The sequence below is a fragment of the Yoonia sp. MH D7 genome (assembly GCF_054439475.1).
The window spans coordinates 1,149,427-1,165,677 of the sequence record NZ_JBTJCF010000001.1 but is presented as its reverse complement, the minus strand read 5'-3'; the positions used below and the strand labels follow the sequence as shown (position 1 = coordinate 1,165,677).

Sequence of the window (16,251 nt, the reverse complement as noted above, 5' to 3'; positions counted from 1 at the left end):
CCTCATTTATGGATATTGCCGTGCGTGATCTGAAAATACCTGCTCAACGTCACCCTGAAAAAGCCAAGCGCCCTGACAACGTGCAACCGAAAAAACCTGACTGGATCAGGGTAAAGGCGCCAACATCCGAGGGTTATAAGGTGACCCGCGACATCATACGTGAGCATAAATTGGTCACGGTCTGTGAAGAAGCAGGCTGTCCCAACGTGGGCGAATGCTGGTCACAGGGCCATGCAACGATGATGATCATGGGCGAAGTTTGTACGCGGGCTTGCACGTTTTGTAATATCGCAACGGGCAAACCACCCGAGGATCTCGACGTATTCGAGCCAGGCCGCGTTGCCGATGCCGTGAAAAAACTTGGTCTAAACCATGTGGTGATTACCTCTGTGGATCGCGACGATGTGCGGGATGGCGGGGCTGAACATTTTGCCCAGACCATCCGTGCCATTCGCAAACAGTCGCCAAGCACAACGATCGAAATTTTGACGCCTGACTTTATTCGCTGTGATCCCGATGTGTTACGAATCGTTGTTGAAGCAAAACCTGATGTATTCAATCACAATCTAGAAACAGTTCCTGGCCTTTATCCAGAGGTGCGCCCCGGCGCGCGCTATTTCCATTCATTGCGCCTGTTGCAGCGCGTGAAAGAAATTGACCCAACGATGTTCACCAAGTCGGGCATCATGGTCGGTTTGGGCGAGAATAAGCAATCCGTCACGCAGGTGATGGAAGATATGCGCGCGGCTGACATCGATTTTCTGACGATCGGCCAGTACTTGCAGCCAACCCCCAAGCACCACGCAGTTGACCGGTTTGTGACGCCTGAAGAGTTCAAAACCTACGAGAAAACAGCTTACAACAAGGGCTTCTTGATGGTTTCGGCCTCGCCGCTGACACGATCAAGTTATCATGCAGGCGACGATTTTGCGCAATTGCGCGCTGCGCGGTTGAAGAAATTCGGGCAAGCCTAAAGCCGCGGGGCGCGTTGCACGCGGTCTGCGGCGACCCAATCGGGCAGTAATCCCAATTTTTCCACCCCTACGAGCACCAAGCAAAAGACAACGATTCCAAAGACAAACATAACTTTCTTCATGCTGGGCGGATTTTGCGCCCAGCGTTTTGCGTGCAATAGCCAGCGCGGGTTCATGCTTCGGTGAACCTGACTTTACCAACAAATGGCAGATTACGGTTGCGTTGCGCAAAATCGATTCCGTAGCCCACTACAAATTCATCTGGTATTTCAAATCCGATCCACGTCGGTTTGAAATCCACCTCGCGGCGTGCCGGCTTATCAAGCAAAGCAATAGTTTTCATACGCGCCGGTTTTTTAGTCATCAGATAGTCGTATACATGCTGTAAAGTGTGACCTGTATCAATAATGTCTTCAACAATCAGCACGTCGCGGCCTTCAATACCACCGCGCAAGTCTTTGAAAATACGGACTTCTCTGCTACTCTCTGTAGCGTCACCGTAAGACGAAGCCTCCAGAAAATCCACCTCGACCGGCAGATCAAGTTCACGGACCAGATCTGCAATAAAGACAAACGAGCCACGCAATAGCCCGACCACAACCAGCTTGTCGGTATCTTTGAAGGTGGTTTGGATTTCGCGTGACAGCGCCTCGATCCGCGCGGCGATGGATTTCGCGCTGATCATGGTGTCGATCACATAGTTTTTTTGCGTCATGTCGGCCTCAATTTGTGCTTCAAGCTTGATTTCTGGTTCTATTCTACGACATCAACGGGTGAAGTCACCTGCGAAAGTCCGATATGACCAGCCATTCCGAGACAAAATTTTTGCCCTACACTGCGGATCAGATGTATGATCTGGTGTCCGATGTAGCAAATTACCCAAAATTTCTGCCGTGGACCGCTGCCGCGCGCGTGCGCAGCGAGATACAAAATGATGACCATGTTGAAATGCTCGCGGATTTGGTGATCTCGTTTAAGGTGTTTCGTGAAACCTTTGGCAGTCGGGTCCTGCTGTGGCCAGCGCTAAAAAAGATCGACACATCGTATCTGGATGGCCCGTTTAAGTTTCTGGAAAGTACATGGGTTTTTCGTGATGTCGAAGCGGGTTGCGAGGTATCCTTTGAAGTTGATTTCGAATTCAAAAACAGGCTCTTACAAGGCGCAGCAGGTTTGTTTTTCAATGAGGCAATGCAACGTATTGTTCAGTCCTTTGAGACGCGCGCGGACGACCTTTACCGGGACGCGTAAGACTTTACAGCAGATATAAGCAAGTCCAGCGCGTAATCGGTCGCCGCTTTGCGAACATTTGCGCGCCCGAGCGGGCCAAATTCCTCCGTAATGACACGGGTCTCTTGCGAGGTATGTAGACCAAAACAAACACGTCCTTCGGGCTTATAATCCGAGCCGCCAGGACCTGCGATGCCGGTGATACTGACGGCGATGTCGGCGTTCGAATGGGCGACGGCCCCGATAGCCATCTCGCGGGCGACTTGCTCGGATACCGCGCCATATGCGTTAAGCGTCGCAGTGCTCACACCGAGCATTTGCTTCTTCGCGATGTTGGTATAGGTCACAAACCCTCGCTCGAAAATCGCGGAACTGCCTGCAACTTCCGTGATTGCAGCAGCCACCATACCGCCCGTGCAGCTTTCTGCGGTGGCGATTGTCAGATTTGCGGCGCTTGCAAGGTCGAGCAAGGTTTTGGCGCGTATCACATCAGCACCGCATGATAAAAACCGCCCAAAAGCAGGACGCCAAGAGCCGCAAAAATGCCTGCGAGCACGTCGTCAAGCATCACGCCCGTGGCATCATCGCGCTTATCTGCCCAGCCCACGAGCCACGGCTTGGTGATATCGAACAAGCGAAATAGCGCAAATGCGGTGATCCAACCGGGCCAAAGCGCAAGCGCGTCGAGATCGCGCGACGTGACAATGCTGGCGATGGGCAAAAGGGCGATCCACATACCGACGACTTCGTCGATCACGATTTCCGACGGATCGTGATTTTCTTGACCCGCAGTTTCGCGTTGGGTCGCCCAGAAGCCGAGACCATAGACCACGATGCACGCGAGGATAAGCCCATAAAGCCCCGTGAAGGTTATAATAATCCACGCAAAGGGCAGGGCAGCGAGTGATCCCCATGTGCCAGGCGCGGGTCGCATGTACCCGACATAAAAGAAGGTCGCGATAAGTTTGCTCATGATTTTACCAATGTTGCGGTGGCGAGTGAAGCGATGCCTTCTTCGCGACCTGTGAAACCGAGGCGTTCTGATGTGGTGGCTTTGACGCTAATCCGGTCAGGGCTGAGCCCCATGATGTCTGCGAGGGCGGCTTTCATCGCCGCTTGATGCGGACCAATTTTAGGATATTCGCAGACAAGAGTGCAATCTATATTACTGATTTTAAACCCGTTATCTGCCGCGAGCTTCACAGCATGACGCAGGAAAATATGGCTTGCCGTGCCTTTCCATTGAGGGTCGGACGGCGGAAAATGCTGGCCAATATCTCCCATACCCAGCGCGCCGTAGATCGCATCTGTGACCGCATGCATGCCAACATCAGCGTCGGAATGCCCAAGCAGGCTGCGCGTATGTGCAACCTTCACGCCACAAAGCCAGACGTGATCCCCGTCGGTAAAGGCATGCACATCGTATCCGTTACCACATCTTACATCCATTTCCTGTCCTAACATACTGGCAGCGCGTGAAAAATCGACGGCTGTGGTGATTTTGAGATTGCGTTCTTCGCCCTGCACTATGGCCACATCAATGCCCGCAGCGCGTGCGACGGCAACGTCGTCGGCAGCAGGTGCTTGAAGGGCGGCATGTGCCTGCACGATAGCATGGTAATGGAACCCTTGCGGGGTCTGCGCGCGATAAAGATTTTCGCGGTCTTTTGAACCGCTTACAAAGCCATCCTCACCAGTCCACAGCGCATCAGTGACAGGCAGCGCGGGGGCCGCGCCCTCATGATGGTCGAGAGCCGCAATAACATCGGTGATGATCGCAGCACTGACCAATGGCCGCGCGGCATCGTGGATCAAAACATAGGTTGGATTGGTTTCTGCAAGCGCATCAAGCCCCGCGCGTACAGAGGCATCGCGGGTCGCGCCACCCATCACAACGTGGTCCGCAGTGAGATTAAGCGCACGCCAGAGGATTGCATCATCGGGGTGCAAAACGACGACGATATAATCAACAAACGGCCTTAAGGCGTTGTAAGTATATTCAATTACGGATGTCCCGTGCAGCGCTTGCCATTGCTTGGGCAACGCACCGCCCGCGCGGTTTCCGCGTCCTGCCGCGACAATGATTGCTGCTGTGGTCATCGTGTTTCCTTTTCCTACGCCGTGTTTACTGCCTGTTCGTCTGTGGCGCAATTCGTGGCGAGGCGTGGGTATTATTGCTTAATAAATGTGCGAACTTGATGTGATGCGTGTTTTTTATGCGACTATGCGTTGTGAATGCCCGTGAACCCAAGTAAATCTGGAGTCCAGATCCATCAAAAGGTATTTCCCCTCCCGTGAAACATGTCGAATCGATTTCACTGTCTGCAATTTCACTCAGCCCACCCGTGGCTTTGGCCCCCTTGGCGGGGATCACTGACCTGCCGTTTCGCCAGTTGGTGGCATCGTTTGGCGCGGGCTGGGTTGTCAGCGAAATGGTCGCAAGCCAGGAGATGGTACAAGCCAAGCCGGCCGCGCGCGAAAAGGCCGAATTAGGCTTTGATCAGGCGGGCACAGCGGTCCAGATCGCGGGCCGCGAGGCGTATTGGATGGCCGAGGCTGCCAAGCTGGTCGCGGCAAATGGCGCGGCTTTCATTGATATAAATATGGGCTGCCCTGCCAAAAAAGTCACCAGCGGGTATTCAGGGTCGGCACTGTTGCGCGATCCTGATCATGCGCTGACCTTGATCGAGGCGGTGGTGAACGCCGTCGATATTCCTGTCACGCTCAAGACGCGGCTAGGCTGGGATCATGACTGTTTAAATGCGGCGTATGTGGCCAAGCGGGCCGAGAATGCGGGGATCAAATTGGTCACGATTCATGGCCGCACGCGCTGCCAGTTTTACAAAGGATCGGCCGATTGGGCCGCGATTGCCGAGATCAAGACGGCGGTGAACATCCCTGTAATTGCCAATGGCGACATTATGGGGGCGGATACGGCACGCGAGGCGCTGAAACAGTCAGGCGCGGATGGCGTAATGATCGGGCGCGGCGCGCAGGGGCGGCCATGGATTTTGGCACAAGTTGCGAGTGAGTTGCACGGCACGACAGCGCCTGTGATCCCTACCGGGGCAGATTTGGCCGCGTTAGTTTGCGGACATTACGAGGAGATGTTGTCGTTCTACGGCTCTGAGTTTGGTCGCAAGACCGCGCGCAAACATTTGGGCTGGTATATGGACGATGTGGAAACACCGAGCGCGCTGCGCCGCGAAGTCCTGACCGAACCAGATCCAAAGGCGGTTTTGCGCCTGTTGCCTGATGCAATTGCGGGGATCGCGGTGTGATTGAAGATGCGGCACTTTGGGCTTCGTTGCCTGTTCCTACGTTGTTACTCGACAAAATGGATATGATTATCGAAATAAATCCAGCGGCAGAGAGTTTTCTGAACCTATCCGCCAAATCGTTGAAAAGTAAATCTTTCTGGGACACCGTAATGATTGATGCACCGTTAGAAGGCGCATTTGGTCGCGCCCGCGACGGTCGCACGCCGCTATTTGTAAATGACGTTGATGTCGGCAGCTTTGAGCGACCGCCGATGCAGTGCAACATCCAGTTCACCCCCCATCAGGGCCGTGACGATGTGATGATCGCAATGATCAGCCCGCGCGAAATTGCCAGCCGCATGACCAAAAGCCATAATACGGGTAAAGCGGCAAAATCGGCGATTGGCATGGCGGAAATGCTGGCCCATGAAATCAAAAATCCGCTGGCGGGAATTATCGGCGCTGCGCAATTGTTGGCAATGGGGCTGCCTGCGCAGGATCAGGAGTTGACTGATTTGATTGTAGAAGAAAGCCGCCGCATTGTGACGTTATTAGAGCAGGTTGAGCAGTTCGGCAATCTGCGCCCACCCTTGCTGACCTCGGTGAATATTCATGATGTTTTGGACCGTGCAAAACGCTCTGCGGCTGTCGGTTTTGGCGCACATATGCGGTTTGTCGAAGAATACGACCCGTCTTTGCCTGATGTTCTCGGCGACGGGGACCAGTTATTGCAAGTGGTCTTGAACTTGCTGAAAAATGCATCCGAGGCGGCGAATGGTAGCGGTCAGATCAAGTTACACACATTCTATGATCCATCATTGCGGGTGCGCAGGGCTGACGGCACGCAAGCCCGCTTGCCGCTTCAGGTCGAGATTATTGACGACGGACCGGGTTTGCCCCCCGAGATCGCCAATGATGTATTCGAGCCGTTTATTTCAGGCCGCGAGAATGGCACCGGATTGGGCTTGGCGCTGGTGTCGAAACTGATCGGCGACGCAGGGGGCTGGATTTCGGTCAAAAGCGCCCCTGGTTGCACGGCGTTTCGCATCTCGCTGCCACTTGCCCCGAAAATTGTTGGAGAAAAATAATGGATGGCACTGTTCTGGTCGCAGATGACGATCGCACGATACGCACGGTTCTGACACAAGCACTGACGCGGGCAGGGTGCAAGGTGCATGCCACCTCGTCGCTGGTGACGTTGATGCGCTGGGTGGATGAAGGCAAGGGCGATTTGGTGATCTCCGATGTGATGATGCCAGACGGCAATGGCCTAGAGCAACTGCCCAAGATTGCACTTGCCCGTCCTGGATTGCCGGTGATTGTAATTTCGGCGCAGAATACGATCATGACGGCCATCAAGGCAGCCGAGGCCGAGGCCTATGATTATCTGCCCAAGCCGTTTGATTTGCCTGATTTAATGAAGCGGGCGGCAAGGGCGTTGGAGATCAAACGGCGTACGCCCCAGATAAAACCACCTGCGTCCAACGAAACAGGAGATCTGCCGCTGGTGGGCCACACGCCGGTGATGCAGAGCTTATACCGTTTGGTTGCGCGGATCATTAATACGCCTATGCCCGTGTTGATCACCGGCGAAAGCGGGACAGGCAAATCGTTGATTGCACGCGCTATTCACGATTATTCTGATCGGCGAACCCAACCGTTTGTGGTCGTATCAGGTGCTGATCTGAAAGAAGTGGACGGGCTCTCGGCGGTGCTTGCGCGGGCCAAGGGGGGATCGTTGCTATTTGACGAGGTCGGCGATCTGTCTGATGTGGCACAGGGTCGTATCGTGCGCATGCTGGACGCTTTGGACGACACTGCCCCGCGTATCATGGCAACGTCCCAGACCGATTTGATGGCAAAGCTGGAGGATGGCTCGTTTCGTCAAGACCTGTTTTATCGCCTTGGCGGCGTGACGATCAATGTGCCATCGCTGCGCGAGCGGGTCGATGATATACTGTTGCTGGTCGCGCATTTTTTAACCCGTTCCGAACGTGAAGGTGCGCCAGCACGTCGCATGGGCGTTACCGCCTTGGACCTGATCCGGGGGTATAGCTGGCCTGGTAACGTGCGTCAGTTAGAAAATGCGATCAAGCGCTTGGTATTCACCTCCGCCGGCGAAGAAATTAACCGCGCCGAGGTCGAGGCCGTTCTGGGCAATCAACCTGCAATGGAGCCTGCAACGAGGGGTGCAGACGGCGACAAACTGGCGGCTTCGGTTGGCAAACATTTGCGGCGTTATTTTGATTTGCATGGCGGCGACTTACCGGCACCGGGCCTTTACAATCGAATCCTGCGCGAGGTTGAAGGGCCATTGATCGAGACTGCTTTGGATGCAACGGCGGGGAATCAGGCAAAATGTGCCGATTTACTAGGGATCAACCGAAATACTTTGCGAAAGAAGATCACAGAGTTGGATATCCGCGTGACACGCCGCCGCAAAATGATGTAAAACCGCAACATAAGCGTGGCACCTCGGACGCAACTATATCTGGGGCTAAACACGCAATGTGGTGGTATGTGAGGGCAACCTCACCTTTATATATAAAGGGGCTTATGCGTGCAGCGTGGCCTAACGCGAACGAATTTAGCGCGGTTTAGCCGTTGGCGCCGCAATCGCGCGGTCCAAAACGCGACGGTTCTGGGGCTTGTCCTGTTGGGGCCGGTGCTGGCGGTGCTGACCTATGTGGTTTTGGGCCCGTTGGTGCAGTCTTCAACCTCTCCGTTCCTGCGTTTAGTACTCCTTGCCGATCTGATTTACGTGATGGTTGTCGCATCGTTAGTGATGCAGCGTGTGGCCAGCATGATCGCGGCGCGGCGCGCTAAATCCGCAGGTTCGCAGCTGCATTTGCGTCTGACGGGGGTTTTTGCGCTGCTCGCCCTGACGCCTACCGTTCTGGTCGCCCTGTTTGCGATGCTGTCGCTGAATGTCGGTCTAGAAGGTTGGTTTTCCGAGCGGGTCCGCACAGTTCTCAGCACGTCATTGACCACTGCACAGGCCTATGAACGCGAAGAAAGACAGGAATTAACCCGTGACGGCCAAGCTCTCGCCGCCTATCTGAACACCGAGAGATTGCGCAACTTCTTTATGGATGATGGCGATGTGCGACTGGCAATTGCGCAGGTGCAAAACCAAATTGATCGCGGGCTAACCGAGACCTATTTCATCAGCGGCACCGGCGAGATCATGACGCGCGGTGCCGGATCGTATGATTTTGACTACGAGCAGCCACGGCCTGCGGATTTTGTAGCGGCAACGGCAAAAACGACCCATATCATCGAGGACGCCAACAACAACGAGTTTCGGGCCCTGATCGCGATGCCGCAGTTTCACGACCGCTTTGTCTATGTGACGCGCACCGTGAATGGTGAAATCCTGTCCTTGCTGGATCAGACCACGGAAACTGTGGCGCTCTACGAGCAGTTAGAGAATGATCGCGGACGATTATTATTCAACTTTGGACTGATTTATCTGGGCTTCGCTGTAATTCTCATTTTGGCGGCTATCTGGCTTGGGCTTTGGTTCGCCGAAGGACTGTCGCGCCCTGTCGGGCGACTTGTTACGGCGTCACAACGGGTCGGTGCGGGTGATCTGGATGTGCGAGTGATCGAGGATGTTGGCGAAGATGAGATTTCGCAATTAGGTATGTATTTCAATCAGATGACAACCCAATTGAAGGTGCAGCGCGATGAATTGCTGGACACCAACCGCCAGATCGAGCGGCGACGTCGCTTGTTTGATTCCGTGTTGGGCTCGGTGACATCCGGGGTCGTGGGGTTGGATGCACGGGGCCGTGTCGATTTTGCCAACCGCTCGGCGCAAGGTCTTTTGGCCGTGGGTGAAGCACAAGAAAGCGTGGCAATTGCGGTGGCGGTGCCAGAGTTCGGCGCGCTCTTCGAGGCGATGCGCAAGGACGGCCGTGAAGTGGCGCAAGAACAAATCAATTTGATCCGCGATGGCTCGCAGGAAAGTTTGCTGGTGCGGATGTCAACACGGCGCAATGCCGAGGGCACGCTAGAGGGATATGTTGTGGCCTTTGACGACGTGACCGATCTGGTCAGTGCGCAGCGCATGGCCGCATGGGGGGATGTCGCGCGCCGTATTGCCCACGAGATCAAAAACCCGCTGACGCCAATTCAATTGTCGGCTGAACGCATCAAACGAAAATTCTCAAAAGAAGTGGCCGAGAGCGACAAGCTGGAACAGATGACAGACGTTATCGTGCGTCAAACCAACGACTTACGACGCATTGTTGACGAATTTTCAAAATTCGCGCGGATGCCAGAACCCAAACTATTGCCAGCGGACTTGGTCACGCTGGTCGGCAACGCAGTAACCCTGCAAGAGGCTGGCCAGCCTGACGTGACCTTCTTTGTGGCGCTGCCCGAAAAGGGTGCTTGCGTGGATGTAGACGAGACAATGATCTCTCAGGCGCTCATAAACCTTATTAAGAACGCAGGCGAAGCCACTGAAACTTATCGTGAAAAAGAGGATGCGCCCAATTATCATCCCGAAATTCGGATCGAGATGGCCTATTCGGATTGCACCGCAACACTCACAATTAGCGACAATGGCATAGGTTTGCCGCATGACCGCGCGCGCCTGTTCGAGCCCTATGTCACCACGCGCAGTAGCGGCACGGGATTGGGCCTGCCGATTGTGAAGAAAATCATCGAAGAACATGGTGGCACTTTGACACTCAAAGACGCCGCAGACTTTCACGGGACTGGCCATATCGGGGCCATGGCCGAAATCAAATTGCCTTTGATGCCACGCGGCACAGAGCAAACATAAATAGTTAGAGGGTAACACACATGGGCGATATTCTAATCACTGACGACGAGCGTGACATTCGTGAGTTAATCTCGGATATCCTTCAGGATGAAGGGTTTACGACACGTCTTGCCGGAAATTCAGATGACTGTATGGCTGAAATTGCCAAGTCGCCACCAGCCTTGATGGTGCTCGATATCTGGCTGAAAGATAGCAACATGGACGGGATTGATATCCTTAAGACCGTGAAACGCGACCACCCAGATATTCCGGTCGTGATCATTTCCGGTCATGGCAATATCGAAATTGCCGTGGCCGCGATCAAACAAGGGGCTTATGATTTTATCGAAAAGCCTTTCAACATCGATCAACTTCTGGTTGTTGTGCGCCGTGCTATGGAAACCAGCAAGTTGCGCCGCGAAAATATCGAGTTAAAGCGCGGCGAAGTCGCAGGCACGGATATGCTCGGCGATAGCGCTGCATTCCGCACCCTGAAATCCCAACTGGATAAGGTCACCAAATCCAATGGCCGTGTCATGCTGACAGGGCCTGCGGGTGCTGGCAAGGAAATCGCTGCCCGTTATATCCATGCGCATTCCAACCGTGCAGGATCGCCGTTTATCACCGTTAATTCCGCCTCGATCGCGCCTGATCGCATGGAAGAAGTGCTATTTGGCCGTGAGGGTGGCAGTCGTGGCATTGAAAAAGGCCTACTCGAAGAGGCCAATGGCGGTGTGATCTATTTCGACGAAATCGGTGATATGCCACTGGGAACACAGTCAAAAATACTGCGTGTTCTGGTCGATCAACGGTTCCAACGGGTTGGCGGCAATGACAAGGTGCAGGTCGATTTGCGCGTCATTTCCTCCAGTAACCGTGATCTGCCGATGGCCATTGAGGCCGGCACATTCCGCGAAGAATTATTCCACCGCCTGAACGTGGTCCCGATTGCGGTGCCTAGTCTGGAAGAGCGTCGCGAGGATATTCCGCTACTGGCCGAATACTTCATCGAAATGCTGAACAAAGCGCAGGGGTTGCCACTGCGCAAACTTGCGGAAGATGCCCGTGCCTTGCTGCAAACCATGCTCTGGCCCGGCAACGTGCGTCAGTTGAAAAACGTGATCGAACGTGTGCTGATCTTAGGTGAAAGCAGCGATGCCATTTCCGCCAAAGAATTGCCAGCCTCGGCCGAGAGTTCAACAGCGGAAGAGGGGCGCATTGTGCTGGCGGGCGGCCTTGCGACCTTGCCATTGCGCGAGGCCCGCGAATTGTTCGAGCGCGAATACCTTCTGACCCAGATCAACCGCTTCGGTGGCAACATCAGCAGGACGGCGTCATTTGTGGGTATGGAACGCTCTGCGTTGCACCGTAAACTCAAATCTCTTGGCGTCTCGACCACCAACAAAGCTGGCGGACGTGTCGCGTATATTGAAGGCGAAGCATAATTGACGAAACATCCGCGTTCTGTCACCCGTAGCCAGTTGCAAGGAGTGACACGATGAAAGTGATTATTTGCGGAGCGGGTCAGGTTGGCTGGCAAATCGCGCGGCATCTGTCGGGCGAAAAAAACGATGTGACGGTTGTGGATAACAATCCCGAACTCGTGCGCCGCGCCACTGATACGCTTGATGTACAAGGGATCTGCGGCTTTGCAAGTTACCCTGACGTGCTGGCCCGCGCTGGCGCCAAGGACGCCGATATGATCATCGCCGCGACTCATTCCGACGAGGTGAATATGGTCACCTGTCAGGTCGCCCACTCGGTCTTTGCCATCCAGCGCAAAATCGCGCGGCTCCGCGCACAAAGCTATCTGACGGCGATCTATTCCGACCTTTACCGCCGTGATCACCTGCCGATCGATGTTGTGATCAGTCCGGAGCGCGAGGTGGCCGAGGCCGCGTTGCAAAGGCTTGCAGCCCCGTCTGCGTTTGACACCGAAAGCTTCATGGAGGGCAAAGCACAGCTTGTCGGCATCTCGATTGACGAAAGCTGTCCGGTGATCAACACGCCACTGCGCCAGTTGACGGATCTGTTTTCGACTCTGCGCGCGGTTGTGGTCGGCATCCGCCGCGAGGGGCGATTGTTTGTGCCGTCTGCCGGTGACCAGATTTTTGCAGGCGACGACTGTTACGCTTTCACCCATTCCGAAGATCTTTCGCGTACAATGGAGATTTTCGGCAAATCAAATGCCAAGCAAGAGCGCATCGTGATCATTGGCGGTGGCAATGTAGGCTTGGGTGTGGCGCGTGCGTTAGAAGCACAAACCGAGCGGGTGCGCGTCAAGATCATCGAAAAAAACCGTGAAATCGCAGAAGCCGCTGCCGACGTGTTGGACCGCACAATTGTACTGCTGGGCGACGGGTTGGATGGCGCTTTGCTGGAGGAAGCGCACATTAGTTCCGCCGACGCCGTGCTGGCTGTGACCGATGACGATAAGACAAACCTGTTGGCCTCGGTGCGTGCCAAAGAGATGGGCTGTGCTATGGCGATTGCATTGATCAACGACCCCAGTCTGGTGCCATTGATGGGGCCGCTGGATATAGACGCTTATATCAATCCGCGCGCCACAACCGTCAGCTCGATTCTGCGCCATATCCGTCATGGCCGTGTGCGGGCGGTCTATTCAATCGGCGATGCAGAGGCCGAAGTGATCGAAGCACAGGTGCTTGGCACCTCACCGATATCGGGCCAGATGATCAAAAATATCGCTTTCCCCGAAGGCACGCTGGTCTGTGCCGTGATGAAAAAAGGCGAGCCGCTGAAGCCAACAGGCGATATGCGGATCGACGAAGGCGATGTGATCGCAATCTTTGCAATGGCTGACGACGTGCCAGAGGTCGAGCGGCTTTTGCAGGTCTCCATCGACTTTTTCTGATGATGGACTGGATCAAAAGACTTCCGTTTTTTGTGATCCTTATGGGGATTGGCGCGTTTGCGATGCTGATCCCTGCAATGCATGCGCTTGCGTTAAATGATTTTACGACAATGCGCGTCTTCTTCTACGGCTTTGTGCTGTTCGGATTGCTTTCCTTCATTCTGGGGTTGGCCACGTCGAATTACGCACCTGTCAGCGTTGCACGTAGCCAACTGGTCGCCCTTCTGGCCGCTTTCACCGTACTGCCAGTCATGTTTGCGATCCCGTTCTACGAGGCGGTTGGCAATACTACACTGCTAAATGCATGGTTCGAAATGGTGTCCTGCCTGACCACGACAGGGGCCACTGTTTATGACAACGCGGGCCGTTTGGCACCATCGCTGCACCTGTGGCGCGGGCTTGTCGGCTGGCTCGGCGGATTGTTGATCTGGATCACCGCCGTGTCGATTTTCGCGCCGATGAACCTGGGCGGGTTCGAGGTGCGTGCGACCGGTGCAGCGGGCAAAAGCGCTATTGCTGCGACCTATACGCAGATTGGACAGATTGCTGACCCGACCGAACGTCTGCTGCGCTTTGCGATCACATTAACGCCACTTTACACTGGCTTGACGTTTGTGTTGTGGCTGGGGCTGACCAGTCTGGGCGAGGTGCCATATATCGCGCTGATCCACGCCATGTCGGTCATGTCGACCTCGGGCATCTCGCCGATTAACGGTCTGTATTACGCCAAAGCTGGCTTCTGGGGCGAAGCGCTGATTCTGGTCTTTTTTATCCTCGCAATCTCGCGCCTGTCGTTTTCAGCCGGACAATTTGGTGAAAAAGACAGCTCGCTGCTGAAAGATCCCGAATTCAAAATTGGCGTCGCCTTGATCGTCATGGTTACAGGCGCATTATTTTTCCGGCATTTTGTCGGCGCAGGTGACGGGCAGGCGGTGGCATCATGGACCCAGATGTTCAAAGCATTCTGGGGCGCGCTGTTCACCGTCACCTCGTTTTTAACCACAACAGGATTTGAATCGCGTTATTGGACAGGCATTGCCACATGGTCGGGCTTGCAAACACCGGGGCTGGGGCTGGTGGGTCTAGCCTTGATTGGCGGCGGGGTCGCGACCACAGCGGGCGGCGTGAAACTGTTGCGGATATACGCGCTCTACCGGCACTCCGAACGCGAGTTGGAACGGCTGGTTTATCCCTCGTCGGTCGGTGGTGGTGGCCGCGAAGCGCGCCGTATCAGACGTCAGGGTGCCTATATCTCGTGGATTTTCTTTATGCTATTTGCCCTGTCAATTGCGGGCGTTATGCTACTGCTATCCCTGACAGGGGTGCAATTCGAGGTGACAATGGTGCTTGCGATCTCAGCGCTCTCCACCACCGGTCCTTTGGCACAAGTCGCCGCCGAATATCCGATTTCCTACTCGGGCATTCCAGATCTTGCCAAAATGATTCTCGCGGCAGCAATGGTGCTTGGACGACTTGAAACGCTGGCGATTATCGCACTTTTCAACCCTGAAATCTGGCGAAAATAAATGCTGTTTTTTGGGCTGGAAACCTTTGCCATGGCGCGACATACTGCACCGATAAACGAGGGAGGCCGATCGCGGCCGCAAGAACAAAAAAAGGGGTCCCGCTATGGCGGCCGATAAAGCAAATCTGCAAGATGCATTTCTTAACCATGTGCGCAAAGCCAAGGTGCCTGTGACGATCTTTTTGGTCAACGGCGTGAAATTGCAGGGCGTGATTACATGGTTTGATAGTTTCTGTGTCCTGTTGCGTCGCGACGGACAAGCCCAGCTGGTCTACAAAAGCGCGATTTCAACGATCATGCCATCGCAGCCGATCAGCCTGTATGAAGGCGAAGAATAACTTTGCTGGAACACGATAAGCACATCACCCGTGCTTGGGTCTTGCACCCTGATCTGAAAAACGACCAGACACGCAGGGACGCTGGACCTGCGCTGGAAGAGGCGATTGCGCTAGCAGCCGCCTTGCCCGAAATCGAAGTGATGGGGGGCACATCCGTGCGCCTTCCAAAACGTCATGCGGGAATGCTTTTCGGCAAAGGCAAGATCGAAGAACTGCGGCTGATATTTGAAGAGGCCGAGGTTGAACTGGTCTTGGTCGACGGATCGGTCACGCCGGTACAGCAACGTAACTTGGAAAAAGCATGGGGCGTCAAATTGCTTGATCGCACCGGCCTAATCCTTGAAATCTTCTCTGACCGTGCGCGCACCGCCGAAGGCGTGTTGCAGGTCGAGATGGCAGCGCTGTCCTACCAACGCACCCGTCTTGTCCGCGCATGGACGCACCTTGAACGCCAACGTGGCGGCATGGGCTTTGTCGGTGGTCCGGGTGAAACCCAGATCGAATCCGACCGCCGCGCTATTGACGACCATCTGGTGCGTCTGCGCGCCAAACTGGCCAAGGTTGTAAAAACCCGTGCTCTGCACCGCGCCTCGCGCGCCAAAGTGCCTTACCCAATTGTGGCTCTCGTCGGCTATACCAACGCGGGTAAATCCACGCTCTTTAACCGCTTGACCGGCGCAGATGTGTTTGTGAAAGACATGCTATTCGCCACGCTTGACCCGACCATGCGCAAGATAGAATTGCCCACGGGCGACGAAATCATCATGTCTGACACGGTTGGTTTTATCTCTGACCTGCCAACCGAACTGGTCGCGGCCTTCCGCGCGACACTTGAAGAAGTGCTGGACGCTGACCTGATCGTGCATGTGCGCGACATCAGCCACGCCGAAACCGAAGAGCAATCCAAGGACGTGATGGCGATCCTGACCGCATTGGGGGTCGCTGAAACTGCGCCGCTGATCGAAGTCTGGAACAAGATCGACAAGCTCGACGAGGACCGCCGCGACGCTGTCGAAACCCAGTCCGCGCGCACCGACGACCTGTTTGCGGTCTCGGCAGTGACAGGCGACGGCATGGACGCCCTGCTGGCAGCCGTGGCCGAACACCTGAAAGACCCGCGCCGCGAAGAGGTGATCAAACTCACCTTTGCCGAGGGCCGCAAGCGCGCTTGGCTGTTCGAGCAGGGAATTGTTACCGACGACACCCAAACCGACGCGGGCAATACCTTGACCGTGTTCTGGACCTTGCTGCAAAAAGAACGCTTCAGCCGTATGTGAT

15 protein-coding genes are annotated in these 16,251 nt (G+C 54.9%); 11 read left to right on the top strand and 4 right to left on the bottom strand.

What is annotated here, in order from left to right; all coding sequences use genetic code 11:
- Positions 1–14 precede the first annotated feature (14 nt).
- Complete coding sequence (gene lipA, locus ACXLHR_RS05725; RefSeq protein ID WP_458792480.1) at positions 15–974, top strand: lipoyl synthase; 960 nt, start codon at positions 15–17, stop codon at positions 972–974.
- Between the two features lie 172 nt (positions 975–1,146).
- On the opposite strand, the gene hpt is transcribed toward lipA, so the two are convergent.
- Positions 1,147–1,689: a hypoxanthine phosphoribosyltransferase gene (hpt, locus tag ACXLHR_RS05720; protein ID WP_458790558.1), complete on the bottom strand. Its 543-nt coding sequence runs from the start codon at positions 1,687–1,689 to the stop codon at positions 1,147–1,149.
- An 83-nt stretch (positions 1,690–1,772) separates the two neighbouring features.
- Here hpt and ACXLHR_RS05715 point away from each other — a divergent pair, with 83 nt between their 5' ends.
- On the top strand, positions 1,773–2,222 hold the full coding sequence (locus tag ACXLHR_RS05715) for a type II toxin-antitoxin system RatA family toxin (protein ID WP_458790557.1): 450 nt from the start codon (positions 1,773–1,775) through the stop codon (positions 2,220–2,222).
- Here ACXLHR_RS05715 and ACXLHR_RS05710 read toward each other — a convergent pair.
- The 3 genes from ACXLHR_RS05710 to ACXLHR_RS05700 are packed head-to-tail and all read right to left on the bottom strand — an operon-like array spanning position 2,207 to position 4,301.
- Positions 2,207–2,686, bottom strand: a complete 480-nt coding sequence (locus ACXLHR_RS05710; protein ID WP_458792479.1) for a CinA family protein — start codon at positions 2,684–2,686, stop codon at positions 2,207–2,209. The two genes, ACXLHR_RS05715 and ACXLHR_RS05710, sit on opposite strands and share 16 nt — an antisense overlap.
- Complete coding sequence (locus tag ACXLHR_RS05705) at positions 2,686–3,174, bottom strand: phosphatidylglycerophosphatase A family protein (RefSeq protein ID WP_458790556.1); 489 nt, start codon at positions 3,172–3,174, stop codon at positions 2,686–2,688. The genes ACXLHR_RS05710 and ACXLHR_RS05705 overlap by 1 nt, the downstream gene beginning before the upstream one ends.
- Positions 3,171–4,301 (bottom strand): bifunctional 2-C-methyl-D-erythritol 4-phosphate cytidylyltransferase/2-C-methyl-D-erythritol 2,4-cyclodiphosphate synthase, encoded by a 1,131-nt coding sequence (locus ACXLHR_RS05700; protein WP_458790555.1) that lies wholly within the window; start codon positions 4,299–4,301, stop codon positions 3,171–3,173. The genes ACXLHR_RS05705 and ACXLHR_RS05700 overlap by 4 nt, the downstream gene beginning before the upstream one ends.
- Before the next feature lie 194 nt (positions 4,302–4,495).
- Between ACXLHR_RS05700 and dusB the strand changes: the two genes are divergently transcribed.
- The 9 genes from dusB to hflX all read left to right on the top strand — a co-directional run bounded on the left by dusB (position 4,496) and on the right by hflX (position 16,250).
- Complete coding sequence (dusB, locus tag ACXLHR_RS05695) at positions 4,496–5,482, top strand: tRNA dihydrouridine synthase DusB (RefSeq protein ID WP_458790554.1); 987 nt, start codon at positions 4,496–4,498, stop codon at positions 5,480–5,482.
- The gene (locus ACXLHR_RS05690; RefSeq protein WP_458790553.1) at positions 5,479–6,549 is read left to right on the top strand and encodes a two-component system sensor histidine kinase NtrB; all 1,071 of its coding nucleotides are present in this window, start codon (positions 5,479–5,481) and stop codon (positions 6,547–6,549) included. Before dusB ends, ACXLHR_RS05690 begins: the two co-directional genes overlap by 4 nt.
- Positions 6,549–7,913 carry a response regulator gene (locus ACXLHR_RS05685; protein ID WP_458790552.1) on the top strand — a complete coding sequence of 455 codons (1,365 nt, stop codon included), beginning with the start codon at positions 6,549–6,551 and terminating at the stop codon, positions 7,911–7,913. The genes ACXLHR_RS05690 and ACXLHR_RS05685 overlap by 1 nt, the downstream gene beginning before the upstream one ends.
- A 108-nt stretch (positions 7,914–8,021) precedes the next feature.
- Complete coding sequence (locus tag ACXLHR_RS05680) at positions 8,022–10,256, top strand: sensor histidine kinase NtrY-like (RefSeq protein WP_458790551.1); 2,235 nt, start codon at positions 8,022–8,024, stop codon at positions 10,254–10,256.
- 20 nt (positions 10,257–10,276) lie between these two features.
- Positions 10,277–11,680, top strand: a complete 1,404-nt coding sequence (gene ntrX, locus ACXLHR_RS05675) for a nitrogen assimilation response regulator NtrX (RefSeq protein WP_458790550.1) — start codon at positions 10,277–10,279, stop codon at positions 11,678–11,680.
- Between the two features lie 53 nt (positions 11,681–11,733).
- Positions 11,734–13,110, top strand: a complete 1,377-nt coding sequence (gene trkA / locus ACXLHR_RS05670) for a Trk system potassium transporter TrkA (RefSeq protein WP_458790549.1) — start codon at positions 11,734–11,736, stop codon at positions 13,108–13,110.
- Positions 13,111–13,112: 2 nt separating this feature from the next.
- Positions 13,113–14,636: a TrkH family potassium uptake protein gene (locus ACXLHR_RS05665; protein ID WP_458792478.1), complete on the top strand. Its 1,524-nt coding sequence runs from the start codon at positions 13,113–13,115 to the stop codon at positions 14,634–14,636.
- A 103-nt stretch (positions 14,637–14,739) separates the two neighbouring features.
- Positions 14,740–14,973 carry an RNA chaperone Hfq gene (gene hfq / locus ACXLHR_RS05660; protein WP_458790548.1) on the top strand — a complete coding sequence of 78 codons (234 nt, stop codon included), beginning with the start codon at positions 14,740–14,742 and terminating at the stop codon, positions 14,971–14,973.
- A 5-nt stretch (positions 14,974–14,978) separates the two neighbouring features.
- A complete protein-coding gene (gene hflX / locus ACXLHR_RS05655; protein WP_458792477.1) occupies positions 14,979–16,250 on the top strand; it encodes a GTPase HflX in 1,272 nt (423 codons plus the stop codon).
- Position 16,251 lies beyond the last annotated feature (1 nt).

What these genes read in the sequence shown, in the direction of transcription:
- hpt (WP_458790558.1), bottom strand. Translation starts at nt 1,689, where the DNA reads ATGACGCAAAAAAACTATGTGATCGACACCATGATCAGCGCGAAATCC.
- ACXLHR_RS05715 (WP_458790557.1), top strand. Translation starts at nt 1,773, where the DNA reads ATGACCAGCCATTCCGAGACAAAATTTTTGCCCTACACTGCGGATCAG.
- ACXLHR_RS05705 (WP_458790556.1), bottom strand. Translation starts at nt 3,174, where the DNA reads ATGAGCAAACTTATCGCGACCTTCTTTTATGTCGGGTACATGCGACCC.
- ACXLHR_RS05700 (WP_458790555.1), bottom strand. Translation starts at nt 4,301, where the DNA reads ATGACCACAGCAGCAATCATTGTCGCGGCAGGACGCGGAAACCGCGCG.
- ACXLHR_RS05685 (WP_458790552.1), top strand. Translation starts at nt 6,549, where the DNA reads ATGGATGGCACTGTTCTGGTCGCAGATGACGATCGCACGATACGCACG.
- ntrX (WP_458790550.1), top strand. Translation starts at nt 10,277, where the DNA reads ATGGGCGATATTCTAATCACTGACGACGAGCGTGACATTCGTGAGTTA.
- trkA (WP_458790549.1), top strand. Translation starts at nt 11,734, where the DNA reads ATGAAAGTGATTATTTGCGGAGCGGGTCAGGTTGGCTGGCAAATCGCG.
- ACXLHR_RS05665 (WP_458792478.1), top strand. Translation starts at nt 13,113, where the DNA reads ATGGACTGGATCAAAAGACTTCCGTTTTTTGTGATCCTTATGGGGATT.
- hfq (WP_458790548.1), top strand. Translation starts at nt 14,740, where the DNA reads ATGGCGGCCGATAAAGCAAATCTGCAAGATGCATTTCTTAACCATGTG.